Annotated in this window: 19 protein-coding genes; 11 read left to right on the forward strand and 8 right to left on the reverse strand. The window is 70.2% G+C overall.

What is annotated here, in order from left to right:
- Positions 1–100: 100 nt before the first annotated feature.
- Positions 101–379 (reverse strand): hypothetical protein, encoded by a 279-nt coding sequence (locus tag WME85_RS45670; RefSeq protein WP_437830679.1) that lies wholly within the window; start codon positions 377–379, stop codon positions 101–103.
- 546 nt (positions 380–925) lie between these two features.
- Here WME85_RS45670 and WME85_RS45675 point away from each other — a divergent pair.
- The gene (locus tag WME85_RS45675) at positions 926–1,834 is read left to right on the forward strand and encodes a fibro-slime domain-containing protein (protein WP_437830682.1); all 909 of its coding nucleotides are present in this window, start codon (positions 926–928) and stop codon (positions 1,832–1,834) included.
- A 125-nt stretch (positions 1,835–1,959) separates the two neighbouring features.
- Here the strand turns inward: WME85_RS45675 and WME85_RS45680 are convergent, their stop codons facing one another.
- The 3 genes from WME85_RS45680 to WME85_RS45690 all read right to left on the reverse strand — a co-directional run bounded on the left by WME85_RS45680 (position 1,960) and on the right by WME85_RS45690 (position 2,869).
- On the reverse strand, positions 1,960–2,208 hold the full coding sequence (locus WME85_RS45680; protein WP_437830684.1) for a hypothetical protein: 249 nt from the start codon (positions 2,206–2,208) through the stop codon (positions 1,960–1,962).
- 11 nt (positions 2,209–2,219) lie between these two features.
- Positions 2,220–2,453 (reverse strand): hypothetical protein, encoded by a 234-nt coding sequence (locus WME85_RS45685; protein WP_436620210.1) that lies wholly within the window; start codon positions 2,451–2,453, stop codon positions 2,220–2,222.
- Between the two features lie 71 nt (positions 2,454–2,524).
- Positions 2,525–2,869, reverse strand: a complete 345-nt coding sequence (locus tag WME85_RS45690) for a hypothetical protein (protein WP_437830687.1) — start codon at positions 2,867–2,869, stop codon at positions 2,525–2,527.
- A gap of 148 nt (positions 2,870–3,017) precedes the next feature.
- On the opposite strand from WME85_RS45690, the gene WME85_RS45695 reads away from it, so the two are divergent.
- Positions 3,018–4,142, forward strand: a complete 1,125-nt coding sequence (locus WME85_RS45695; RefSeq protein ID WP_437830690.1) for a S8 family serine peptidase — start codon at positions 3,018–3,020, stop codon at positions 4,140–4,142.
- Between the two features lie 90 nt (positions 4,143–4,232).
- Here the strand turns inward: WME85_RS45695 and WME85_RS45700 are convergent, their stop codons facing one another.
- Complete coding sequence (locus WME85_RS45700; protein WP_437830693.1) at positions 4,233–6,194, reverse strand: hypothetical protein; 1,962 nt, start codon at positions 6,192–6,194, stop codon at positions 4,233–4,235.
- A 572-nt stretch (positions 6,195–6,766) separates the two neighbouring features.
- Here WME85_RS45700 and WME85_RS45705 point away from each other — a divergent pair.
- Positions 6,767–7,144 (forward strand): RNA recognition motif domain-containing protein, encoded by a 378-nt coding sequence (locus tag WME85_RS45705; RefSeq protein WP_437830696.1) that lies wholly within the window; start codon positions 6,767–6,769, stop codon positions 7,142–7,144.
- Positions 7,145–7,319: 175 nt separating this feature from the next.
- On the opposite strand, the gene eno is transcribed toward WME85_RS45705, so the two are convergent.
- Positions 7,320–8,615, reverse strand: a complete 1,296-nt coding sequence (gene eno, locus WME85_RS45710; protein WP_437830698.1) for a phosphopyruvate hydratase — start codon at positions 8,613–8,615, stop codon at positions 7,320–7,322.
- Between the two features lie 177 nt (positions 8,616–8,792).
- Between eno and WME85_RS45715 the strand changes: the two genes are divergently transcribed.
- From WME85_RS45715 to WME85_RS45750, 8 genes are all read left to right on the forward strand, one after another.
- Positions 8,793–9,434: a DotU family type IV/VI secretion system protein gene (locus WME85_RS45715; RefSeq protein ID WP_437830701.1), complete on the forward strand. Its 642-nt coding sequence runs from the start codon at positions 8,793–8,795 to the stop codon at positions 9,432–9,434.
- A gap of 4 nt (positions 9,435–9,438) precedes the next feature.
- Positions 9,439–10,533 (forward strand): type VI secretion system protein, encoded by a 1,095-nt coding sequence (locus WME85_RS45720; protein WP_437830703.1) that lies wholly within the window; start codon positions 9,439–9,441, stop codon positions 10,531–10,533.
- 311 nt (positions 10,534–10,844) lie between these two features.
- Positions 10,845–16,292 carry an AAA family ATPase gene (locus WME85_RS45725; protein WP_437830706.1) on the forward strand — a complete coding sequence of 1,816 codons (5,448 nt, stop codon included), beginning with the start codon at positions 10,845–10,847 and terminating at the stop codon, positions 16,290–16,292.
- Positions 16,289–16,672, forward strand: a complete 384-nt coding sequence (locus WME85_RS45730; protein ID WP_437830709.1) for a response regulator — start codon at positions 16,289–16,291, stop codon at positions 16,670–16,672. Before WME85_RS45725 ends, WME85_RS45730 begins: the two co-directional genes overlap by 4 nt.
- A 165-nt stretch (positions 16,673–16,837) precedes the next feature.
- Positions 16,838–17,611: an Hsp20/alpha crystallin family protein gene (locus WME85_RS45735; RefSeq protein WP_437830710.1), complete on the forward strand. Its 774-nt coding sequence runs from the start codon at positions 16,838–16,840 to the stop codon at positions 17,609–17,611.
- A gap of 790 nt (positions 17,612–18,401) precedes the next feature.
- On the forward strand, positions 18,402–18,965 hold the full coding sequence (locus tag WME85_RS45740) for a DUF6431 domain-containing protein (RefSeq protein ID WP_437830712.1): 564 nt from the start codon (positions 18,402–18,404) through the stop codon (positions 18,963–18,965).
- Positions 18,966–19,088: 123 nt separating this feature from the next.
- Positions 19,089–20,480: a DDE-type integrase/transposase/recombinase gene (locus tag WME85_RS45745; protein ID WP_437830714.1), complete on the forward strand. Its 1,392-nt coding sequence runs from the start codon at positions 19,089–19,091 to the stop codon at positions 20,478–20,480.
- Positions 20,467–21,288, forward strand: coding sequence for an ExeA family protein (locus tag WME85_RS45750; protein ID WP_437830717.1), 822 nt, complete (start codon positions 20,467–20,469; stop codon positions 21,286–21,288). Before WME85_RS45745 ends, WME85_RS45750 begins: the two co-directional genes overlap by 14 nt.
- 307 nt (positions 21,289–21,595) lie before the next feature.
- Here the strand turns inward: WME85_RS45750 and WME85_RS45755 are convergent, their stop codons facing one another.
- On the reverse strand, positions 21,596–22,690 hold the full coding sequence (locus WME85_RS45755) for a hypothetical protein (RefSeq protein ID WP_437830720.1): 1,095 nt from the start codon (positions 22,688–22,690) through the stop codon (positions 21,596–21,598).
- An 81-nt stretch (positions 22,691–22,771) separates the two neighbouring features.
- Positions 22,772–24,160, reverse strand: coding sequence for a protein kinase domain-containing protein (locus WME85_RS45760; protein ID WP_437830722.1), 1,389 nt, complete (start codon positions 24,158–24,160; stop codon positions 22,772–22,774).
- Between the last annotated feature and the right edge of the window lie 210 nt (positions 24,161–24,370).

Below are 24,370 nucleotides of genomic sequence, written 5' to 3' on the forward strand. Positions count from 1 at the left end.
GCTGTGAACGAGACGACGGGAAATGGCGACACCTCCACGGAAGGTGCGCGGTGGGGTGCGAGACGCAGGCGCTCAGGTGAGCATGGCTGTGGTCGCCAGCTCAGGAGTCGGCCGGCGGACGCTGGATGGCCGAAGCGTCGTCGCTCACATCGCTGTAGTCCGACTGCCCGACTGGCTCGCGCCCGTCCTTCGGCGCCGACGGCTTGTTGGCGGCGGGCCGGTCGGCATAGGCCTCGTCCCGGGGATCCGCGTCTTCGTCGGGCAGCGCGCCCGGCGGATCGAGCCCGGGGCCGTGCCCGATCTCCTCGGACGGCGTCCCCTCGCCTGCCCCGCTCCGTGTGGCCGTCCGCCCCGCAGCGTCACCTCGTTGATCGCTCATCGTCGCTTCCTCCTTCCACATCACGTGCTCAGCGTTCGGTTCGATATCCTCGACGCTCTCGACGTCCCTCGACGTCCCTCGACGTCCTGTATGCAATCCAGCGTCCAGGTCCGCTGGCGCGCCTGGCGGAGGAGGTCGCTCCCCGCGCCGGGCACAGCCATCGACGCGCGGTCGAGCCCGGTCCGCGGCGCCACGGCACAGGCCGCGCCGTGGCGCAGGCGACGGACGTGCTCATCGCAGGGTCGACCCGCTCGATGGTCCCCGGAGACCCGCTCGGACGGGGTCTCAACACCGACCTGCACCGGGACCGGAACCCGCGCGGGAGAACGTATGGGATCAAACAATTTCAACCACCCGGGCCACCGGACTCCGGCCAAGGTCGCCCGGCGCGCATCGACGATAGAAAATGCCAGCCACAGCAAACCCAATCGTGTGTTGGATATGTGCACTCCGCCGGATGACGCATTACGTCAACACGCCAAGATGGTGACATCATGCTACTTTGCCGCCGGGGCTTGGGACGACATCTTAAGAGCGAGGTCGGCGATGAAGGCGATGAAGACGGCGGCGGGTTGCGTGGCGGCGATTGCGCTCGTGGGAGCGCTGAGTGGGTGCAGCGCAGAGGCGAATCAGAGCAGCGGCGGGGACTCGTCGTCTGAAGCCGCCGGTGGACCTGGTGGGCCTGGCGGGACCGGGGGGCCGACGGGTGGGCCCAGCGGGACCGGGGGCCTCGACGAGAGCTTCGGCTCGGTCAATCCCAGCACCGCCGGCGCCGGCGGCGGTGCGACCACCGGAGGGAACCAGGAAAACGGGGAGTCGTGCGACGGCAGGTTCACCGGTCGGGTGCGCGATTTCAAGGAAGAGCACCCCGACATGGAGCCGCAGGACTCAGGCAAGTGCTCGAACTGCGACGACCACGCGATCGTCACCGACACCCTCGGACAGGACCTGAAGCCGATCTACGCCGGCGGGGCCGAGGGCACCACCACCACGACCGGCCAGGCCAACTTCGACATGTGGTTCCGCGACATGGACGGCGTGAACATGCCGATGAACATCACGCTCCAGTTCGAGGACACCGACGGAGACGGCGTGTGGACGTACAATAACCGGGAGTTCTTCCCCATCGATGAGCAGCTGTTCGGCAACGAGGGGCGGCCGCACAACTACCACTTCACCTTCGAGATGCACATGGGCTTCGAGTACAAGGGCGGCGAGCAGTTCACGTTCGCCGGCGACGACGACGTCTTCACGTACATCAACGGGAAGAAGGTCGTCGACCTCGGGGGCATCCACGCCGAGCAGACCGAGATCGTCAACCTCGACGAGCTCGGGCTCGAGATCGGGAAAAAGTATCAGCTCGACTTCTTCTTCGCCGAGCGCCACGTGACCGACTCCCACTTCCGGATCGACACCTCGATCGAGTTCATCAACTGCGGCGTCGAGGTGAAGTAAGGCCGGGCGCCGGACGATGGGAGCGCGCGGCCGAGAACGCCTCGCGCTCCCGGCGCGGCGCCGTCGAGGTCGAGCGCCCCCTCCCGAGGTGCCCCCTCCCCGCCCCCTGCAGAGCGGCGCGGCGGTCAGTCAGGACAGGCGAACTGCGGCGGGAAGCTCTCGAGCACCGCGCAGTCCGCGCCGCACTCCCTGTGACACTCCATGCAGTCGTCGTACGCGGCCTCGTCGGACGTGGCGACCTGGCCGACCAGGGCGTCGCAGGCCGCCCTCGCGTCCTCGTCGTCGTAACCGCCGCCGCAGCCGAGCGCGGCGCCCCCGAGCGCGACCGCGGCGAGCGCCGTGAAGGCCCATGAACCTGCCCTGCGCTTGCTCATGATGCTCCCGGTCACTCCGCGCAGGTGAAGGTCTGTGGGCAGGCCGCCGACGGCTGGCAGTCGTCGCCGCACTCCTCGTAACAGCTCACGCACGCGCCGTGACTCTCGTCGTTCGAGCAGGAGGGCACCGCGTCGCGCAGCTGATCACAGCGCTGCTGCGCCTCTTCCGTCGAGAACCCACCGCAGCCGGCCGCGAGCGCGACCAGCGAGAGCAGTACCGTGCCAATCCCGAGCCATCGAGCCATCGTCGCCTCCTTCGAGCCGCCTGAGCCTATCCGAAGCGCCGCGGTGAGGCCCGGCTTTCCGCGCCGCGCGCTCAGCCGCGCGGCGCGAGCGGCGCGAGCGGCGCGAGCGGCGCGAACCCGTACGTCCCGGCGCCGCTCACCTGGATCCACGCGCGCACCACCTGGATCGGGCGCCCCGCCCTGGCCACGGCGGCGGCCGCGTCGCCGAGGTCGCGCGCGCACGCGGCGTGCAGGTCGTCGGTCGTCTCATGATCCTCCGCGGAGCGGCGGATCCAGACCGCGGTGGGCGGCATCGGCGCGCCCTCGTGCCTGTCCTGCCAGCGCCTGCCGACGAGGTGCGCCCGCAGGAGCTTCCTCGCGTCCGGGGTCGTGTCCGGGTGAAGCTCGTAGACCATCGTCGCGATGAATGACCTCATGCGCCGAGCCTGCCGGAGCGGCGCCGGCCCGTCCAGGCGTCGGCCAGCGGCGGCCAGCGGCGGCCAGCGTTTTGGCCCGGCGGGCGAGCGGGCTCGCGCGGAGTTCACGCGAGCCAGGGGGGCGAAACGGTGAAATAGTGTCGCGCCGATGTCCCCGAGCCACTTCGACCCCCGGCGCATCCTGCCCATCGCGGACCGGCTGCACGCGGATCCCGGCTACGCGGGCCGGGGCGTCACCATCGCCTTCCTCGACTCCGGCTTTCACGCTCACCCGGACCTCGTCACGCCGCGCAGCCGCATCCTCGCTTACCACGACATCTTCTCGCCCGAAGCGGACCTCTCGGCCCTCGAGCACCGGGACGCCTCGTCGTGGCACGGGATGATGACCTCGGTCGTCGCCGCGGGGAACGGCGCGCTCTCGGACGGGCGCTTCCGCGGGCTCGCCTCGGAAGCGAGCCTCGTGCTGGTCAAGGTCGGCTCGGCGCACCGCATCGTCCACGACGACATCCGCAGGGGCATCGAGTGGGCGATCGCGCACCGCGAGCGGTACGGGATCCGCGTGCTCAACATCTCGTGCGGGGGCGACTACGAGGAGTCGTACCTCACCGGCAGCCTGTCGCGCGCCGCCGACGACGCGACCCGACACGGCATCGTCGTCGTGGCCGCCGCGGGCAACTCCGGGCACGACGCGGCGCACAACGTCCTTCCGCCGGCCAGCGCGCCGAGCGTCATCGCGGTCGGGGGGGTCGACGACGGCGGCGCCGGGGAGCAGACGTGGAACTACCACTCATCGTACGGGCTCACGCTCGACGGGCTGCAGAAGCCGGAGATCATCGCGCCGGCGATCTGGCTGGCGGCGCCGATCCTGCCGGGGACGCCGACGGCGGCGCAGGCGCAGCTCCTGTCGCTGCTCGACCGCGCGCGGGACGACGAGCTCCCGGGGCTGCTCGTCGAGCACGCGTGCGTCGATCCGGACCTCGACGCCGTCGCCGGGCGCGAGCCGTACCTCGTGCGCCAGCTCGCGGCGGCCAAGCTGCGCGACCAGAAGGTGATCTCCGGCCACTACAAGCACGTGGACGGGACGAGCTTCGCCGCGCCGATCGTGAGCAGCGTGGTGGCGCAGATGCTGGAGGCGAACCCGCGGCTCTCGCCGCAGCAGTGCCGCCGCATCCTCATGAAGACCGCGCGCGGGCTGCCCGGCATCGCGCTCGAGCGGCAGGGCTGGGGCGTGGTGCAGCCCCGCGCCGCCGTGGCCGCGGCGCGGGCCGCCTGAGCGGGGCGCAGCGGCGCGGCGAGGCCAGGGGCCGCCTCGCGCGCCGCGCGGCGCCGCGCTCGGCCGCGGCGACGCGCCCGGCCGGGCTCGTCATTGCGGCACGGGCAGCGCCTTCTCGGCCCATTGCGGGATGTGGTTCCCCGTCGGATCGGCCATGTCGTCGTTCTGCTGGGGCATCCACACCGGGGCGAAGCTCGGGTCGCCGTCGATCTCCGCGCCAGGCGCGAGCGTCACGGCCGCGAACCAGAGCTGCGGGCTGGACGTCCCGTCGGTCGACCCCGGCAGGCGCAGGCCATAGGGGCGCCGCGACGAGAACGCGACCCAGTAGATGTTCTTTCCACGATAAGTGTCGTGGCTCGGCCCGAAGCGCGGCCACGAGTTCGCCCAGGTGTCGTCCCCGTTCGCCCGCGCGAGATCGATGGGCGCGCCCCCCTCGACCGGGATGATCCGGAGGCGCGCGGAGTTGTCGTCGTAGGAATCGCACGGGTCGTTGCCGTAGGTCCCGTTGCCGGGCGGCCCGTCGCAGCGCGAGGTGTTGAACACCACCCAGGCGCCGTCGTCGGAGATGGCAGGATAGTAATGGGTCCTGTCCTGCTCGCGCGGCACAAGGGCCCTCGGCGCCTCGAACGCGCCCGCGCCGTCCGCGCCCGCGACGAGGATCTGCGCGCCGCGGACCGTGTCGCCGTAGAGCTCGTCGCCCGCGCCGTTCTCTCCGGGCCGCCACGCGACGAAGGCGAGGTGCTTGCCATCCGGCGACCAGAACGGCTGCGTCAGCCGCTCGGGCTCGTCGCCGAACAGGTCGCCGAGCGACTCGAGGGTCTCGTCGGCGCGCCGGAGCGTGAGCCCGCCGCGGAAGGCGTTGACCATGAGCGCGCCGTCCGGTGAGAAGGTGGTCATCGTCGCGAACCCGTCGGGGTCGGTGTTGCGGAGCGCGATGATGTCCGCGGTCGCGACGTCCACCAGCGCGAACGAGGAAGGGCCGCTGCCGCCGAAGGTGAGCGCCATCTTGTCGCCGGCCAGCGCGAGGGCGTGGCAGCCCATGCACGGCATCTCCTGGCCGTTCGCGAGCGGCGGCGACTGCTCGTTGTCCCAGAACAGCTCGGGCGGGCTCGCCGCGTCGTCGAGATCGTACCGGTAGATGGCGGCCGACTGGAGCGAGGTCCCGTGGGTGCGCCAGTAGTACAGGCCGCCGGAGAGCGACGCGCTCGCCCACCGGACGTCGATCGCCGCGCTCTCGCCGAGCTCGCTCCCGTCCTCGGCGGCCAGGCGGACGCGCGTCTCCATCGCCTCGCCCTCGCTCGCGCTCACGAGCAGCGGGACCAGATCCGCGGGGAGCGCCAGGGCGCACCCGTCGGTTTCCGGGATCGGGTCGCAGGCGCCGACGAGCCGGAAGTCGATGAAATCACCCGTGATCTCGACGCGGCCGACGCTCTGCCCGGCGCTGCCCCGGCTCACCTGGAGCTCGACCGTGCCGATGTTCGAGGGGAAGAGCGCGCCGTCGAGCGGATAGGCGATCGCGGGGGCGCTCGCCGCCTCGGGCGCGCCGTCGAGCGCGGCGCTCGCGCCGGCGGGCGCGCCGGGCAGCGCGAGCTCGCCGGCGAGCTTCACCGTGACCTCGGCGCTCGCCGAGACCGGGCCGTCGGCGGCGGTCACCCGGACGCGGCCGGGCGAGCCGGTCGTGAGCCGCCCGGCGTCCACGTGGGCGAAGAGGTCGTCGGCGCGCCAGGTCACCCGGTCGGTGACGTCGCGCTCGGAGCCGTCCTCGAACCGGCCGATCGCCTCGAGCTGCACGGCGGCAGGCTCGCCGACCGCGAGGTCGACCGAGGTGGCGCCCGGCTCGACCCGCAGCGAGACGAGCCCCTCCACCGCGCCGCTCCCCGAGGAGCCACCGCCGCCGCCCTGCGCCCCGCCCGCCGACCCGTCCGTCTCACCGTCCGAGGAGCACGAGCACGCCCCCCCGGAGGCCGCCATCGCCGCCGCGAAGGCGAGGAGGAGCGCCCCTCGATGCACCTTGCGCGAGCCTGCCCTCGCGGAGAACACGCGTGGTCTCATGGTCTGACCTCCAGTTCGAGCACGGAACAGGCAGGCTACCAGAAGAGACGATCGGGGACATACGCGCTCGCCCCCTGCCAGCGCGCCGCGCGGTCAGCCAGCGCGCCGCGCGATCGAGGGATTTCGAGCAGATCGCGCGGCGCGCTGGCCAGGGCCGAGCTCGGCGTCAGAGAGGCCACGGAAAACTCCGTGTGTCCTCGGTGCATGAAAACGTTCTGCCTGGCGCGCGCGCGGGCGCGGGCCTCGGTCAGGGGTCGAGCGAGGGGCGCGCGGCGCGCTCGGCGCGAGCGATCGGCGGCCAGGATCCGCGGCCGGGCCCGCCCAGGGCGAGGCAGACGCGGCCATCCAGGGGGAATACCTTGCGTACACCGTCGCCGGCCGGTAGCTTCCGAAGCGCCTCAAGGCTCGTTCGTCCTCGACCTCAGATCCGGCCGCCTGCTGCAACGTGGTTGCCTCATCCGAACGTGGGGTGACGGCCGGTCATCGGGGAGTGTTTTCGTGTACGGCCCGCGGCACGATCCGGGCCGTTCGCGAGGGAAGCGGGGATCGTGCATACGGGATCGGCGGCAGACATGAGCAAGCGGCTTTATGTGGGGAACCTGGCGTTCCATTCGACGGAAGACAGCCTGCGCACCGCGTTCGAGGCGGCAGGGGTCGAGGTTCTGTCGATTCAGTTGATGACGGATCGGATGACCGGGCAGTCTCGTGGGTTCGGCTTCGTCGAGGTGAGCGACGCCCAGGCGCAGTCGGCGATCAACGCGCTGCACGGGAAGGACCTCGACGGTCGCACCTTGACGGTCAATGAGGCGCGCGAGCGCACGGGCGGCCCGGGCGGCGGCGGCGGCGGCGGTGGGTTCCGCGGCGGTGGCGGCGGCGGCGGCGGCGGCCGTGGCGGCGGCGGCGGCCGCGGCGGTGGCCGCGGAGGTGGCGGCGGGCGCGATCGCTGGTAGCCAGCGGCGAGGCTGGGCCCCCGGCGCGGTCAGCGCCGCGGGGGCCCGGCTGCGTCGTTCACGTCGACGCCGCTGACGGCGACGTCGACCACATCGACCACGTCGATCAAAGCGACCACGTCGACCGAGCGCTGGCCGCGCGAGCGCGGCCAGCGCCGGATGGCGCTAGCTGGCGCTAGCTGGCGCGCTGCGCCCCGGGGCGGCGGAACGGCGCGCGGCCGGCGAAGATCTGGCCGTCGCCGAGCGCGTAGGAGATCCGGAGCAGCTGGTTGTACTTCGCGACGCGGTCCGAGCGGGACGCGGAGCCCGTCTTGATCTGGCCCGCGTTCGTCGCGACCGCGAGGTCGGCGATGAACGTGTCCTCGGTCTCGCCCGAGCGGTGCGAGATGATCGACCGGTAGCCGCCCTCGCCCGCCTGGCGGATGCACTCGAGCGTCTCCGTCACGGTGCCGATCTGGTTCAGCTTGATCAGGATGGCGTTGGCGAGCCCGTCCTCGATGCCCTTCGCGAGCCGCGCGGGGTTCGTGACGAAGAGGTCGTCGCCGACGAGCTGGACCCGCTTGCCGAGCCGCTCGGTGAGCAGCCGCCAGCCCTTCTCGTCGTTCTCGGCGACGCCGTCCTCGATCGACACGATCGGGAACGCCTTGCTGAGCTCCTCGTAGATCGCGACGACCTCCTCGCGGGTCTTCTGCTGCTTGTCGAAGGTGTACCGCTCGGTCTTCGCGTCGTAGAACTCGCTGAGCGCGGAGTCGAGCGCGACGCCGACGTCCTCGCCGGGGCGGTAGCCGGCGGCCTCGATGGCGCGCACGACGTACTCGAGCGCCGCCCGGTTCGACGCGAGGCGCGGGGCGAAGCCGCCCTCGTCGCCGACGGCCGTGACCTGACCGTCCTTCTTGAGCAGCCCCTTCAGCGTGTGGAAGATCTCGGCGCCCGTGCGCAGCGCCTCGGCGAACGACGCGGCGCCGTAGGGGACGACCATGAACTCCTGGATCTCGAGGCCGTTGTCGGCGTGAACGCCGCCGTTCAGGATGTTCATGAGGGGCGTCGGCAGGACGCGCGCCGCGGCGCCGCCGAGGTAGCGCCAGAGCGGCAGGTCGACCGTGTCGGCGGCGGCGCGCGCGGCGGCCATCGAGACCGCGAGGATCGCGTTGGCGCCGAGCTTCGACTTGTTCGCCGAGCCGTCCGCCTTGATGAGCACCTGGTCGAGCTCGGCCTGATCGAGCGCATCCATCCCGAGGACGGCCGGACCGAGGACGGTCTCGATGTTCTTCACCGCGGTGAGCACGCCCTTGCCGAGGAAGCGCTTCTTGTCGCCGTCCCTGAGTTCGACGGCCTCGTGCTCGCCGGTCGACGCGCCGCTCGGCACGGCCGCGCGGCCGGTGCCGCTCAGCGTGGTGACCTCGGCCTCGACGGTGGGATTGCCGCGCGAATCGATGACTTCGCGCGCGATGACGCTCTGGATCTCCGACATGACCTCTCCTCAAGGGGGCCGCGCTCGCGGGTCCCCGGCTGCTCTCGAAAGGGGCTCGAGAAGCGGCGGGAGCATAGGCGCGGCCCCCCCCGGTTGTCGACGCTCCGGTGGCACCCCCGGCGCATCCGCGCGTCCGGGTCGACGGTCGGTGCGCGCCTGGCGTAAGCTCGCGGCCGCGTGGAAACGTCCATCGGCGTCTTCGGTGAGGAGCTGCTCCTCTGGCTCTGCATGCTCCGCCAGTCCCCGCGGCGGCCGCCGGCCGATCACGTGCTGCGGCAGGCGAACCTGCTGCTCGAGGAGCTCAAGGGGTCCAAGCTCGCGCTGTCGCTGCCGGTGGCCTCGGTCGACGACGGCATGTTCGCGATCGCCGCGTTCGCGGACGAGCTCGCGATGTCGCTGCCGGATCTCCGGCCGGTCTGGGCCCAGCGCCCGCTCCAGGCGTCGCGGTGGATGACCAACAACGCGGGCGTCGAGCTCTTCGAGCGCCTCGGGCGCGTGCAGAGCGGGCCGCTCCCGGTGATGGCGACCTACGCCTGCGTGCTCGGGCTCGGCTTCCGCGGCCGCTACGGCCTGCCGGGGCAGAACAGCGACGATCTGCTGCGGATCCGCCGCGATCTCTCGCTGAAGCTCGGCGTCGATCCGGACCGGGACTGGAAGGCCGGGGTGCTCCGGCCGGCGATCGTCGACGGCGTCGCGGCCCAGCACGTCCCCGGCCTGCCGCTGTGGCGGTCGGCGCTGGTCGGGCGGACGCTGGCGGCGCTGGTCGCGATCGCGGGCGCGCTGGCCCTCGGGTGGACGATCGCGCAAAAGGTCGGATGATCGGATGAGCGGCTCCTTCGTCTACGAGCTGGCGAGCGTCCACGCGCTGGTCGAGCAGGCCAACCCGGACAGCGCGCAGGGGATCTACGCGGTCCCCTGCTACCTCGTGCTCGGCGAGCCCGGCTCGGGCCGCTCCACGGTGGTCCGCTCGATGAACCTCACGTGGCCCCCGGGCGGCGGCCCGCTCCCGATCGGGGTGCCCGGGGCGCGGTGCTCGTACTGGCTGGCGAAGGAGGCGCTCTTCATCGAGCCCGAGGCGTCGGTGCTCGGCCCGCGGCGGCAGCCGGCCGAGCTCGCGCAGCTCTGCGAGGAGCTGCGCCGCTCGCGCCAGCGCGAGCCGATCGACGGCATCCTCCTCGTCCTGAGCATCGCCGAGTTCGTCGAGCTCGACGAGCAGGGGGTCGACGCGTACGCGAACCGCATGCGCGCCTACCTCATCGAGGTGGGCCGCGCGCTGCGGGCCGACGTGCCGGCGTACGTGGTGCTGTCGCGCTACGACACGCTCTGGGGGTTCGCCGAGGTGTTCCAGTGGACCCCGGAGCGCGGCCGCGAGGAGCCCTGGGGCTTCACGCTCCCGCTCGAGACGAGCCCGGAGAAGGCGGCGCCGCGGATCCTCCAGGAGCTCGAGGGCCTAAACGCGCGGCTGGAGTCGTACTGTCTGGCGCGGGTGAGCTCGGAGGACCCGCCCGACGCGAGGATGCGCGCGTTCCAGCACCTCGCCGAGGTGCGGGCGCTGATGGCGAGGCTGCGGCAGCTGTTCGGCGTCATCGCGATGGAGAACGCGTTCGAGCGCGCGCCGTGGATCCGGGCGGTGGCGATCGGCAGCGCGCTGCCGGGCATGGGCGACCGGCTCCGCGCGGGGGTGACGCGGTTCATCAACATGGGGCTGGCGCAGCCGCCGAACGTGGCGGTCGCGCCGCGGCCGGGCGGGCTGCCGATCCACGCGACCGTGCGGGCGGTCGTGCTGCCGGAGCGGGACATCGTGCCGCTCCGGCCGCGGTGGCGGGACGATCGATTCACGCAGATCTGCTTCGTCGGCGGGGTGTTGATGCTGCTCGCGGCGGGGCTGACGGAGCTCGTCCTGCGGCTGCTCGGGTGACCCGCGGGACGCGCCCGAGGCGTGCCCTCAAATTCTCCGGAAAAGCGTCTCCGCGCCGCGCCCGCTGAGGCTCGACGCCGCGGCCCGCAGCGGCGCCACCCGGGCTGTTCGTCCGGTTGACAGGGCGTGTGGAGGGCTCATACGCACGCGATGGGAGGGCACGTTCCACATACGGAATCGACCTGCCGTTCAGGGTGCTCGCTGGCTTGCGCCCGGGCGCGCGCCGCACGGACGGGCCGGAGCGGCGGCGCGAGGCTCCCGGCGCGGAGCTGTCCGGGCGGGACCGGGGCGGCGAGCGCAAGGACGGCCCGATGACACACCTGCCGATCCAGCCAGGCACGACCCGTATCCAAGGGCATCACGTCACCGCGAAGATCGGCGAGGGAGCGGGCTTTACCATGTACCGGACCCGCCGCGACGCCGACGGGGCCGAGGTGGCGATGAAGATGCTGTACGCCGATTACACGCGGATCGGCGACATCATGAGCTTCAAGCACGCCTACGGCGTCATCAAGCGCATCGACTCGGCGAGGATCCTCAAGGTGCACGCCGTCGAGGAGCACGGAGATGGCCTGTTGCTCTTCACCGAGTATTTCCCGGGCGCCCCGCTCTCCGCGGCGACGACAGCGCGCGAGCTCGACACCTGCGCGGTGCTCGACGCCGTGATCCCCGTGGCCGAAGCCCTGGCCGACATCCACCGGCACAGCCTCGTCCACGGCGACGTGAGGCCTCCGAACATCCTGCTCGGGGAGGGAGGTCAGGTGAAGCTCACGGGCTTCGGCGTGGACTCCATCGTGACGCGCGAGAAAGAGGAGATCTATTCCCACCGCGTCCTCTCGGAGGTGCTCCCGTACACGTCGCCCGAGCAGACCGGCCGCATGAACCGCAGCGTGGACTACCGCACCGACATGTACTCGCTCGGGGTCGTGCTCTTCGAGATGCTCACCGGGCGGAGGCCGTTCGAGGCGATGGACCCGCTCGAGCTGATGCACGCTCACATCGCCGTGGAGCCCGTCCCGCCGAGGGAGATCAACCCGGAGGTGCCCGACGCGCTCTCCGCCATCACGCTGAAGCTCCTCAGCAAGACCGCGGAAGACCGCTACCAGCGCGCCGAGGGGCTCAAGGCCGATCTGGAAGAGCTCCGGTCGCGGTGGCGGCGCGGCGGCCAGCTCGGGGTGTTCAGCCCGGGCCAGCACGACAGGAGAGACCTCTTCCGACTGCACCAGAAGCTCTACGGTCGCGAAGGAGACATCCGGGCGCTCATCGATTCGTTCGACGACGTGCTCCGGGGGAAGCGCACCATCGTCCTCGTCTCGGGCTATTCGGGCATCGGCAAGTCGTCGCTGGTCCAGGAGATCCTGAAGCCGCTGGCGCGCGAGAAGGGCTATTACATCAGCGGGAAGTACGATCAGTACAACCGCGACCGGCCCTACAGCGCCATCGTCCACGCGTTCGACGCGCTCATCAAGCAGCTCCTCTCCGAGAGCGAGGAGCGGATCGCGACGTGGCGCGGCGCCATCCTGGACGCGCTGGGGAGCAACGGACAGGTCATCTGCGACGTCCTCCCGTCGTTGAAGCACATCCTCGGCGAGCAGCCGCCCGTCCCCGCGCTCGGCCCGGTCGAGGCCCAGAACCGCTTCATCCTCTACTTTCAGAACTTCGTCTCCGTGTTCGCCCGGCACGCCCACCCGCTGGCCATCTTCCTCGACGACCTGCAGTGGGTGGACTCGGCGAGCCTCAGCCTGATCACGAGCGTCCTCGCGAAAGAGAGCGTGGAGTCGCTCTTCTTCTGCGGCGCTTACCGCGACAACGAGGTGAGCCCGACCCACCCCCTCCTCGTCGCGCTGGAGGAGCTCGAGAGGAGCGGCCTCGGGGTGCGGAGCATCGTCCTCGAGCCCCTCGGGCTGGCCCACCTGACCGAGCTCGTCGACGACAGCCTCCAGATCGGCGACGGCGGCGCGCTCGCGGGCGCGGTCCTGAAGAAGACCGGCGGCAATCCGTTCTTCGTGAAGCAGTTCATGAGGTACCTCCACGACGCGCAGGTGCTCGTCTTCGAGCCGGCGAGGGGCTGGCGCTGGGACCTGCGGCAGATCGAGCGGCTGGAGTGCACCGACAATGTCCTGAGCCTCATGGCAGAGACCATCCGGCGCCTGCCGCAGGCGACGCAAAGGGTGCTCCGGCTGGCGTCGGCGATCGGCAGCACGTTCGAGCTGGACGTGCTGAACACCGTCAGCGAGCGCGCCCCCGACGAGACCTACGCGAGCCTCGACCACGCCCTCGTCGAGGGCTTGATCGTGAGGGCGAGCGCGCAGTATCGCTTCGCGCACGACAAGATCCAGGAGGCCGCGTACTCGCTGATCCCGGAGCGGGACAGGCCGGCGTTCCACTACCGGATCGGGAGGCTCTTGCTCGGCAAGCTGCGCTCGGACAGAGGGCGTCACCTGTTCGATACGGTCAATCACCTGAACAGCGCGGGCGATCTGATCAAGGCCCCGCCGGAGCGCATGGAGTCGGCCAGGCTCAACCTCGAGGCCGCCGCGCGAGCCGAGAAGTCGGCGGCCTTCACCGCGGCGCTGAAGTACATGGAGCACGGCATGGCCATGCTGCCTGAGGACGCGTGGACCTCCGACTACGACCTGGCGTTCACCTACCACACGAAGAAGGGGCTGCTGGAGTCGCTGTGCGGGCGGCACGACGACGCGCTCGCCACCCTCGCGGGCGCCTTCGACAGGGCGACGGGGCGCCTTCACCAGACCGAGGTGCGGCGCCTGAAGATGAAGGTGGAGATCCTGAAGAACGATCTGCCGGCCGCCATGGCAGAGGGGCTCGCCGCGCTCCGAGCGTACGATATCCACCTTCCACCGTATCCGGACGACGGCGCGCTCGCCGCCGAGCTCGCTCGGACGATCGCGATGATCGGCGACCGCCCCATCGCCTCTCTCGTGGACTTGCCCGCGCTGGACGACCCCGAGATCGCCGCCCTCCAGGACGTCCTCCAGGAGATGTTCTCGCCGACCTACCAGCTCGGCACGAACAACTTCGGCATCACGGTGATGAAGGCGCTCCAGGGCTCGCTGAAGCACGGCATCTCGAGGAGCTCGATCTACGCCTACGTCAATTTCGGGACGTTCCTCTGCGCCGGGCTCGACATCGAGAAGGGCTACGAGTTCGGGCGAGCGGCGGTCCGCCTGAACGAGCGCCACCCGGACGCGGAGTCCGAATCCATGCTGTGCAACATGTGGGGCGCGTGGGTCCAGCACTGGATGGATACCTACGAGAGCTCGAAGGCGTCGCTGCGCAAGGGCATCCACGCCGGCGTGGAGACGGGGCAGTACATCTGGGCCTTCTACAACGCGTGCAACGCGAGCATGAACGGCCTGCTCCGCGGGGCGCACCTCCACGACGTCATCGAGGAGGCGCGGCAGTACGCGCCGCTCTGCAAGCTCGACAAATTCAACACGATCACGTGGATGGTCGGGGCCGTCGCGCAGCTCTGCGAGCACCTCGGCGCGCCGGGCGGGGGCGACTGGACGCGCGGGGCGTGGGTCGACATCGACGCGGTCGCCGAGGAGGCCCGCCGCATCGACAACCGGGCGTCCCTCTACTTCCTCAACGTCTTCAAGGTCCTCGCCGGCGTCTTCGAGGGCGCATACGAGGAGGTGGCGGAGCTCTGGGGCTCGACCGACCCGGGCAGCCTCGGGATGCTCGCCGCGTGGCACGCGAGCCCTTGCTATCACTTCTACGGCGGCCTGGCCTTCTCGCGGGCCGCCGGGACCGCCGCCCCTGCGCTCAGGGAGGCGTACCTCGAGAGCCTCAGGGCGTGCGTGCGCAAGGTGGAGTCCTGGGCGGCGCTCGGCCCGGAGAGCCACCGTCACCGCTGCTTGATCCTGCAGGCCGAGCTCACCCGGTGCGAGGGGCGCGAGGGCGCGGACGCCCTTTACGACCTGGGGATCACGGCCGCGCGCGAGGGTCAGTTCCTGCACGACGCGGCGCTGGCGAACGAGCTGTGCGCTCGCCATTACCTCGACCTGGGCAGGACCTTCGTCGCGTGTGCCTACATGACCGAGGCGCACCGGCTGTACGGGCGCTGGGGCGCCGCGCGGCCGATGCGACGCATCGAGAGGGACTTCCCGCACGCGCTCCGGCCGGAGGCGACGCGCAGGCAGGCCACGCCAGGGCCCGCCCCCGCGGTCGAAGTCTCGCACGCCTCGCACGCCTCGCACGTCCCGCACGCGGAGCTCGACGTCATCACCGTGCTCAAGGCCGCGCAGGCGGTCTCGGGCGAGCTGATCCTCGATCGGCTGCTCGAGACGCTGCTGACGATCGGGGTCGAGCACGCGGGCGCCGAGCGAGGCCTGCTGATCCGCCCCTGCGGCGCCGAGCACGAGGTCGAGGCCGAGGTCGTCACCCGGCGCGGCCGGGTCGAGGTCACCCTCCGGCAGGCGCCCGTCACCCCGGCCGATCTCCCCATCGGCGTCCTCCACTACGTGATCCGCACGCGGGAGAGCGTGATCCTGGACGACGCCGCCGCGCCCAACCAGTTCTCGGAGGACGCCTACGTGCGCGAGCGGCGCCCCCGCTCCGTGCTCTGCCTGCCCCTGGTGAAGCAGGGAACGCTGGTGGGCGTGCTCTATCTGGAGAACAACCTGACCCCGCGCGCCTTCATCGCCGATCGGATCGCGATGCTGGAGCTCCTGGCCTCCCAGTCCGCCATCTCGCTGGAGAACGCTCGCCTCTATACCCAGCTCCAGCGAGAGAACAGCGAACGCAAGCGCGCGGAGCTGGCGCTGCGCGAGAGGGAAGCGCGGATCCGGCGCCTGGTCGACGCCAACATCATCGGGATCGCCTTCTGGGACCTCGACGGCAGGGTCATCGACGCCAACGACGCGTTCCTGTCCATGGTCGGCTATGGCCGGCAGGAGCTCGTCTCGGAGAAGATCTCGTGGACAGAGGCCACGCCGCCGGAGTTTCACGACGTGACCCAGCGGTCGCTCGACGAGATCGACTCGACAGGTCAATTCCAGCCTTTCGAGAAGGAGTTCTTCCGGAAGGACGGCAGCCGCGTCCCGGTGCTGCTCGGCGGCGCGCGGTTCGAGGGGTCGGACAACCAGGGGGTGGCGTTCGTCCTCGACGTGAGCGAGCGCAAGCAGGCGGAGGAGCGCCAGAGGCTCCTGCTGAACGAGCTGAACCATCGGGTGAAGAACACGCTGGCGATCGTGCAGGCGATCGCCATGCAGACGCTCCGCATGGCGGACTCGCCCGGGGCGTTCACGGAGGCCTTCCTGGCCCGGCTCCTGGCCCTGTCCCAGACCCACAACCTGCTGAACCAGACCTCCTGGCAGGGCGCGAGCCTGCGCGACATCGTGTGCGCCGAGCTGGCGCCGCACGCCAGCTGCAACGCCGAGCGCGTCCGCGTGGCAGGCGAGGACGTGCGCCTCCGCCCGGAGGCGGCGGTGACGCTCGGCATGGCCTTTCACGAGCTGGCGACCAACGCGGCCAAGTACGGGGCGCTGTCGCAGCCGCCCGGCCGCGTCGCGGTCACATGGAACGTGAGCGCACAGGCGCACGAGCGGCTGCTCCGCCTCGAATGGCAGGAGACGAACGGACCGCCTGTCCGGCCGCCGCGCCGCAAGGGCTTCGGCTCGCGCCTGATCGAGCGGGACCTGGGGCGCCAGCTCGCCAGGGAAGTGCTCCTCGAGTTCCTGCCCGGGGGCGTGCGCTGCGTGATGCACCTGTCGCTCGAGCGTATGACCGTATGATGGCGCCAGATCCAGAGAGCACGCGCGACCTGCTGGAGGGCCTGCGCGTCCTCATCGTCGAGGACGAGCCCATGCTCGCCTCATCCCTGGAAGATGCCTTGACCGACCTCGGGTGCGTGGTGATCGGCCCGGCATTGAACATGACGGACGCGATCCGACTGGCCCGCGAGGCGGAGATGGACGGGGCGAGCCTGGACGTCAACATCGCCGGCGAGAAGGTCTATGCGGTCGCGGACATCTTGACGGCGCGAGGCATCCCTTTCGTCTTCATGACGGGGTACGGCAAGGCAGGGCTGCGCGAGTCCGATCTCAGCCGTCCGGTGCTGCAGAAGCCGTGCAACCTCAATCGCTTCCTGGAGATCGTCAGGGGCTGGCGATAGCCGGGCTCCCGGGCACAGCGGTGCGCTGTCGGCCTGGCGCGGCGCGGCGCCGCGCGCTTCAGCCGCCCTGTCTGGCGCGCGCGGGCGACGCGGCATCGCGCTTGCAAGAACGTCGAGCTGATTGGTTGATTGGTTGGTTGGTTGACTGGTTGAAAGGAGGTTCCCATGGCGGAACAGCAGCGTCAGCAGACGGGTCAGGATGTGTCCGTTGGCAGGTCGCAGCAGGGCAAGCCCAGCAGCCAGGCGATGGGTCAGCCCTCCTCTCAGGCGGCCGGCGCGCAGTCCACCGGAGTGCAGCGCCAGCAAGGAGGCGGTCAGCTCGGGCGGTATGGCGCGGCGGGCGGCATCATCAGCCCGTTCACGATGGTGCGCCGGATGATGGAGGACATGGATCGCATGTTCGACGACCTCGGCTTCGGGGGGATGCTGTCGTCCTCGAGGCAGCCCCGCTCGATGGCCGAGCAGGGCGGCGGGCGGGGTCTCTCGTCCCTGGGCGGCGACCTCTGGTCGCCGCACATCGAGGTGGGCGAGCGCGGCGGCCAGCTCGTCGTGAAGGCCGATCTCCCCGGCGTGACGAAGGACGATATCCGGGTGCAGCTCCACGACGACGCCCTGATCATCGAGGGCGAGCGCCGGCAGGAGCAGCAGGAGCAGCGCGAGGGCGTGAGCTACACCGAGCGCAGCTACGGCTCGTTCATGCGCTCGATCCCGCTGCCCCAGGGCGTGCAGGCCGACGACGTGGACGCGAGGTTCGAGAACGGCGTCCTCGAGGTCTGCCTGAAGCTGCCGCAGCAGCAGCGGCGCGGCCGCTCGGTCGAGATCAAGAGCGGCGGCGGGTCCGCGGCGCAGATGGCGAGCGGACAGGGAGCGAGCGCGGGCGGCGGCCAGACGGCCGCGAGCGGCCAGGGGATGGCCGAGAAGACGAATCGACCGAGCTGAGTCGCTTCGTTAACCCGGGGAGCGGTGGCGCGCCGCGCCGCCCGCTCCCGCAGCTCGGTCGGGTAGTTCCCACGCATCTTCTGCTCTCGACACCTCGACAGCGCCGCACGCAGCTGCACGAGAGCCCTGCTCCCTGGCGTCGCTCGCTCCTGTAGGCTCAGTGTGGGCGAAGCTCCCGTCCGGCGCTGTGTAGCATGCGGGGCGCTAGGCGGTCCCGAAGCTTTGAGGACAGCGAGCTCATGGCTCCGACTGGGCGAGCCCGCAGCCTCCCAGCGGTAGCGGGACAAAGTCGAGCGTACCGCCTACACAGCACTGGCGTGCTTGTTACCGCGCCCTCCCAATAGTGGACTTCTCCCCGATCTCGATCCCCGTTCGTGATGGATATCCGCCGAGCGCCCCGTACCCCTCCATCAGGGAGTTGGTTCGGACCCGAGAGCGGGAGCTGGGGTGGGCGCAGCGGTCCGCCGCCCGCGAGCGATCGCCGACAACGCTTTCCGGTCATGCATTCGCAATTCTCACAAAACTTCGGATCCGCGCCCTCAATGCCTCGGTGATTGAGCTTTCCTTCTTCACGCCAGAAATTACCACTGCACTTCGCACCACGTCCATGCCGCCGCTGACGTAAGCCCGGCATCGACGGAGCGGAGCATCGGCGCGGAGCCGGCCACAAAATAGGCGACGAGGGGATGCGTGTTGTGGCGACCCGTCCTCCCCTCGTCGTGCTCCGAGCACCTTGGAGGAGCGGAGCCCGTGCAGGATCGTTCAAGCCGATGTCGACATCAAGCGTTGGATGACGGTGCTCCCAACGGTTCAGCACGTGCGGCCGGCGCGCTGCCCCGGCTGCGACGCGGCCAGCCGCCCCGTCAACGGTCCGCTGGGGATGCGCGGCCATGGCCTGCGCGCGCGCCAGGTGTACGGCCCGCTCGATGCGGGCGGCGCGCCCCAACTCGTTACGGTGCAAGCTCGGCGCTACCGCTGCACCGCCTGCGGCGCGATCGTGGTCGTCGTGCCCCGCGGGCTGCTGCCGCGGCGGCGCTACTCCGCGGCGGCGATCGGCTGGGTGCTCGCTCGCATCGGACTCGAGGGCGCCACCACGCCGGTCGTCCGCGCCGAGGTCTGCTGCTCCGTGATCCTGGGCGTCGCGGCGGCCGAGCGGTGGCTGGCGCCGTCGCGATGGATCGACGCCAGTCGCCGTGGCCAGCTCTTCCCCCGGCTCGGACGCCACGGCGCCGAGAGCACGCGCGCGCAGGTCGCCGAGCGCACGGCGATGCAGCTCGTGGCGCTGGCGGCTCGGGGCAGCGCCGGCACGCCTGCCCCTCACCTGGCGTTCCACGGCGCCGCGCTCGCAGCGTGATGACCATTCGCGGGCAAACGCGCGGTCCGGCGACGCCACCACATAGGATCGGGCACGGCGGCGCGGATCCGGGGCACTGGGTTTCCACGGGGCGTCGAAGCGCACCCGTGGAAAGGACCGTTCGTGGACCTCCTCAAACCCAGAGATCACGCGGAGGAAATCGCCCTCTTCCGCCACGGCATCATTGGCCAGCTCTGCGCTCGCGACCTCGCGCATGGCGATCTGGTCGAAGCGTTGCGCGCCCTCGCCAAGGAGCGCGTGCGCCCGCCCGGCAGCGCGTGCACGCGCTCCTTCGCGGTACCGACGTTCGAGCGCTGGCTCTATGCCTACCGCCAGCGCGGGCTCGAAGGCCTCTGCCCTCGCGCCCGTCGCGACCGCGGTCGCGGCCGGGAGCTCGACCCCGTGTTGAGACAGCTGCTGTGCGACATCCGGCGGGAGCACCCCGGGGCCTCGGTGCCGCTCATCCTGCGCACGCTGCGCGAAGACGGACGACTGAGCGCCACGGTCAGCGCCTCGACCGTGCGTCGCCTCTACCGTCAAGAGGAACTCGACAAGATCCCGCAGCGCGATGGCAAGGGGCCGACGACCCGGCTCAAGTGGCAGGCCGAGCGCCCTGACGCGCTCTGGCACGGCGACGTCTGTCACGGCCCGACGCTTCACCTCGACAGGCGAAGGATCCCCGTGCGGATCCACGCCCTGCTCGACGACGCATCGCGCTTCCTCGTCGCCATCTCGGTCGAGAGCGACGAAAAGGAAGATACCATGTTGCGGCTGCTCGTCCGTGCCGTCCGGCTCTACGGCGTGCCCGACGCGCTGTACCTGGACAACGGCGCAACCTATCGCGGTGACGCCTTGCGCCTCTTCTGCTCGCGCCTCGGGATCACGCTGCTGCACGCGCGCCCCTACGACCCGCAGGCGCGCGGCAAGATAGAGAGATTCTGGCGCACGCTTCGGGAGGGGGTGCTCGACCACCTGGGCGCGATCACGTCGCTGGACGATATCTCCTCTCGTATCCAGGCCTTCATCGATGTCCACTACCACGCGTCCCCGCACGCCGGTCTGATGGGGCGCGCGCCGGGGCTCGTGTACGCGCCCGGGCAGCGCGAGATCGACGCCCTCTCCGAGGCTCGCCTGCGCGACGCGCTCACGATCCGGCAGCGTCGGCGCGTGCACCGCGACACGACCGTCTCGGTCCGCGGGCAGCTCTTCGAGCTCGACCACGGCTACCTCGCCGGTCGCATCGTGACCGTCGCCTCTTGCTTGCTCGACGAGCCAGTCGCCCCGGTCGTCGAGATCGAGGGGCAGCGGATCGCCCTTCGCCCCGTCGACCCGGTGCACAACGCGCACGTCAAACGGCCGCCACGTCGTTCCGCGACGAGCGGCGCGTTGCCCATGGAGCAGCCGGTCGCCTTCGACCCTGGCGGCGCGCTGCGCGACAGGGCGGCGCGCGACGTGGCCCGGGCGGCCGACGCGAAGGACCTCGATGGAGAGGAGGACCTCGATGCGATCTTCTGAGCTTGGCTTCTTCGGCCTTCGCACCGCGCCCTTCTCCAAAGAGCTCGACGATGCCGAGCTGTGGTTGCCGACGTCGAAGCAGGTGCTCGTCGACGATCTCGAAGCCGCGCTCCTCGAGCGTGCCAGTCTGCTCCTCGTGGGGGAGCCCGGCGTCGGGAAGACGTGTGTGTTGAGGGCCTTGCGACATCGGCTACCCCAGGCAGGATTCCGTCTGACCTACTGCCACAATGCGACGCTCGGCCGCCGCGACTTCTACCGGTATCTATGCCATGCGCTCGGCCTGCAGCCGACATCGAGCGCCGCCAACCTGTTCCTCGCGGTCGAGCGGCATGTCCACGAGCTGCAAGGAGATCAGGTGCATCCGGTGTTTCTCCTCGATGAGGCCCATCTGTTGCACCCGGACATGATGGCGCATTTGCATATCCTCTTGAATCACGAGTGGGACAGCCGCGCCCTCCTGTCGATCATCCTTGTCGGACTTCCGGAGCTCGAGGGCCGCATGGCCCTGCGGTCGCACCGCTCGCTGCTCACGCGCATCCATCACCGCTTCATGATCGAGCCGGCCACGGTGGAGGACACGGCGGAGTATGTCGCCTTCCGGCTGAAGGGTGCCGGCGCCGAGCACGAGCTCTTCTCGCGGGAGTCGCTCGCCGCTCTGCACGAGGTCGCGTCGGGCTCGCTGCGGGAGATCGACCGCATCGCCTCGGCGGCGATGCGGGAGTCGGCGCGCCGGAAGCGGAAGCTGGTCGACCGTGACGCGGTAGCCCGCGTCGCGGAGGCACTCACGCTCTCCTCGGCGCTCGGCTGAACGGCGGCGTGCGGCCCGCGAGGCTCGTCGCCCTCGCGGGCCGCGTCGCGCCAGGCCCACGATGGCCATCGCCTCGCCGCGCCGACGGTAGCCGGCAGGATGCCCATCGCGCCGCCTGACGCCGGGAGCAACGCCCACGATGGCCATCGGCGGAACGAGACACTGCCGAGCGGCCGCGAGATGGCCATCGGCCAGGCGGAGCACGGCGCCATCAACGGGGCGGCTCGGTAACACGTGCTCCACATCCGATCCCGACCCCCCACCCGAGGCTATCACGCCTGACATCCAGCCCGGGCTTCGTGTTGGCTCACCAAACTCCTTCGGCTCTGAGTTTTGCTCCTCCTGGACCCGCTGCAAATACGTCGATGCGGATCGATCGCGGGACCGCGTTGGTCGCCGTGTTCGCCGGTTTCGGCTCTGTCCAATAGAGAACCGCTGCCGTTCCAAGCCCGGCGAGTCCAACACCCATTCCGATGGTGCTCAAGAGCCCCATGGTTTGTCCGCTGTTCGCCGCATCGAGTCCCGTCGCATCACAGCCAGCGGCGTCGTAGAAGCCTATGCCGCTGCCGCAGTGCTTCTCAACGACTGCCTTCTTGCCAAACGTGAGCGCTCCCATGACGCCGCCTAGCACGAGCCCTGCCATCCCCACCCCACCGCTCACGTATACAGCCGTGCGTCGCACTGCGGGAGGCGCGTCTGCGCCGAGTGGGAGCGACGGCGCGGGCAGGGTGGGTGCGGCTGTTCGCGGCGCGACGACCGGCCCCCGGGGAACCGCTGGTGCCGGAGAAGCAGGGGAGGCGCCCGCCTCCGGCGCAGCTTGCACTTCTAGCGTCACCTGCCTCTTTTCGCCCTGCTCGATGACTATCCGTTGTTCCCGAATGAACCCTCCAGGCACATGGGTCGACAGCACGTGCTCTCCCGGATCCACCGGCAAGCCAATGCCCAACGCGGCCTCTCCCAGCACCTGACCGTCGCGCCTCACCACCGTACCTGCCGGCGCTCCGGGCGGTAGCAACAGTGAGAGTTCGGGCACCAAGGGGGCCAGCCGTTCACGCTCTTGCCTCGCAGCCTTAGGCCGCTCACGCTGCTGCGCCCTCTGCGCCGGCGGCAGCGCGTCCACGAGTGACAGATAATCACCGAATCGCGCGATTGCCGTCGCGACACGGCCCGACTTCGATTCGCAGAAGGCCAGTGTAAAGAGCGTGCCCGGCCGTGGATCGATGCGCTGGCTCTCTGCGATGGCCTTGCAACCCGTGTCATATCGGCCTGCCTGCATATCCACGAGGCCTCGCTGAAACAAGGCCTCTGCGGTCGCGATATCCTGCGCCGCGGCGGGCACCTGGAGGCAAAGCGGGCAGAGGAACCAGAGAGGAATTTGGGCTATTAAGGAGCTACGCTTCATGGTTTCGGCGAGGTCTGATTAGTGATCTGCTGACCACGTGAATGAGTAGAGAGAAGCCGCTGTTGCAGGGGACGTTGAGCTTCAGTTCCGCCCGAACAAAGAGGACGGTGACGTGGGGGACGAGGTTGGCTTCACGGGAGCCGAGCGCTTTGCCGTCGTGGAGGGGGACGCGCCTGCCGTTGCACGTGTGGGAGGCTGTGTCGAGCGCCCTGCTGGCAGTTCGCTAGCGCCGGGAGAGGAAGGCGCCGTCTCGGCGGAGGCAGGCGGCGTCTCCGCTGACGGCGCCGGCACCACCGCGGGAGGCGGTGCGAACCATGTTGGTCCAGACGGGGCCGTCGGGTTCGTCGCGCTCGGCACGCCTGATGTGGCCGTGCCAGGTGTGCTAGTTCTCTGCGCTCCGGCGGCCTGCTCGCTCCCGGACCTCGTCGGCAGCGCGAGCCAGCCGAGCGCGGCCAGGCCAGCAAGCCCTAGTGAAACCAACACGGCAACGAGCGGCCCTCGGCCCGTCTTGGTCGCAACAGCCGACACTGCGGCACCCGTGGAGGTTGCCGTGAGCGCCAGCGCCTGCGCGGAGAGACACTCCGATTCGGGAAGCGATACCTGGGTGCCTTCCGACAGCGAGGGGGTTCGCCTGGGTGCGGACGGCGAACTCTGGAATGGCATCGGAACACTGATAGTCACTGGGAGATTGAACACCTCGCCCAGGGCTTGCACAGCCACCGTAGCCGCGCGGAACCGCGCCGCCGGATCGACGGCTGTGGCTTGGGCAAACCACGCGTCGAAGCTCGGTGGCAACGTTACACCATCGGCGACCGCGCGCTGAACAGGCGATTCCTGGGGACCACGGATGGCCACCATCGCAAACGCGATCACGTCCCGTGCGCCATTCGCTTCCAGGTTCCAGTACGGCGTCCCCACCAGCAGCGTGTAGGCCATCATCCCCAGCGCATAGATATCGACGGCACCGGTGAGCTTGCTGCCAGCGGAAAACTGCTCGGGTGCCATGTAGAGCGGCGTCCCAAGACTGCGCGTCGCACCTGCCGCTGTGGCGCCCTCGGCGACCAGCTTCGCCACGCCGAAGTCGAGAATTTTTACGCGGGTCGAGCCATTCTCCCGTTGCGCCAAGAACAGGTTTTCCGGTTTTAGATCCCGGTGCACGATGCTCGCGCGGTGCACGCTGTCGAGCGCCAGCGCGGTCTGATGCAGGTAGGTGAGCATCTCGGCGGGCGGCAGGCGTCCCAGACGCTTGAGACGTTGGCCCAACTCCTCGCCGCGGAGCAGTTCCATGACCAGAAACGGAATTTGCGTCGCCTCATCGATACCGGCGTCGAAAACGTCGACGATGTACTCGCTATCAACGTTCGCCGCGATTCTAGCCTCGGCTCGGAAGCGCTGGCGCATCTCTTCGCTTTGGAACAGGTGCGGATGCATGACCTTGAGCGCACGCCGGCGGTCGGTATCGAGGTGCACCGCCTCGTATACCACCCCCATTGCTCCGGCGGCGATAGCTCGTACAACGCGATATCGGCGCGCGAAGACCGCTCCGTCTACGAGTGGACCTGACACCGATGAAGCGTCGCGCCTCGCAGCCGCGGCGTCAAGATGGTCGATGCACCGTTCCGGCGACACCGGCGCCTTCGCACGGCGCTTGCCTCAGCGTGCTACAAGGACGATCTCTCG

It is taken from the genome of Sorangium sp. So ce1153 (assembly GCF_051521595.1).
In the GTDB taxonomy this organism is placed as follows: domain Bacteria; phylum Myxococcota_A; class Polyangia; order Polyangiales; family Polyangiaceae; genus Sorangium.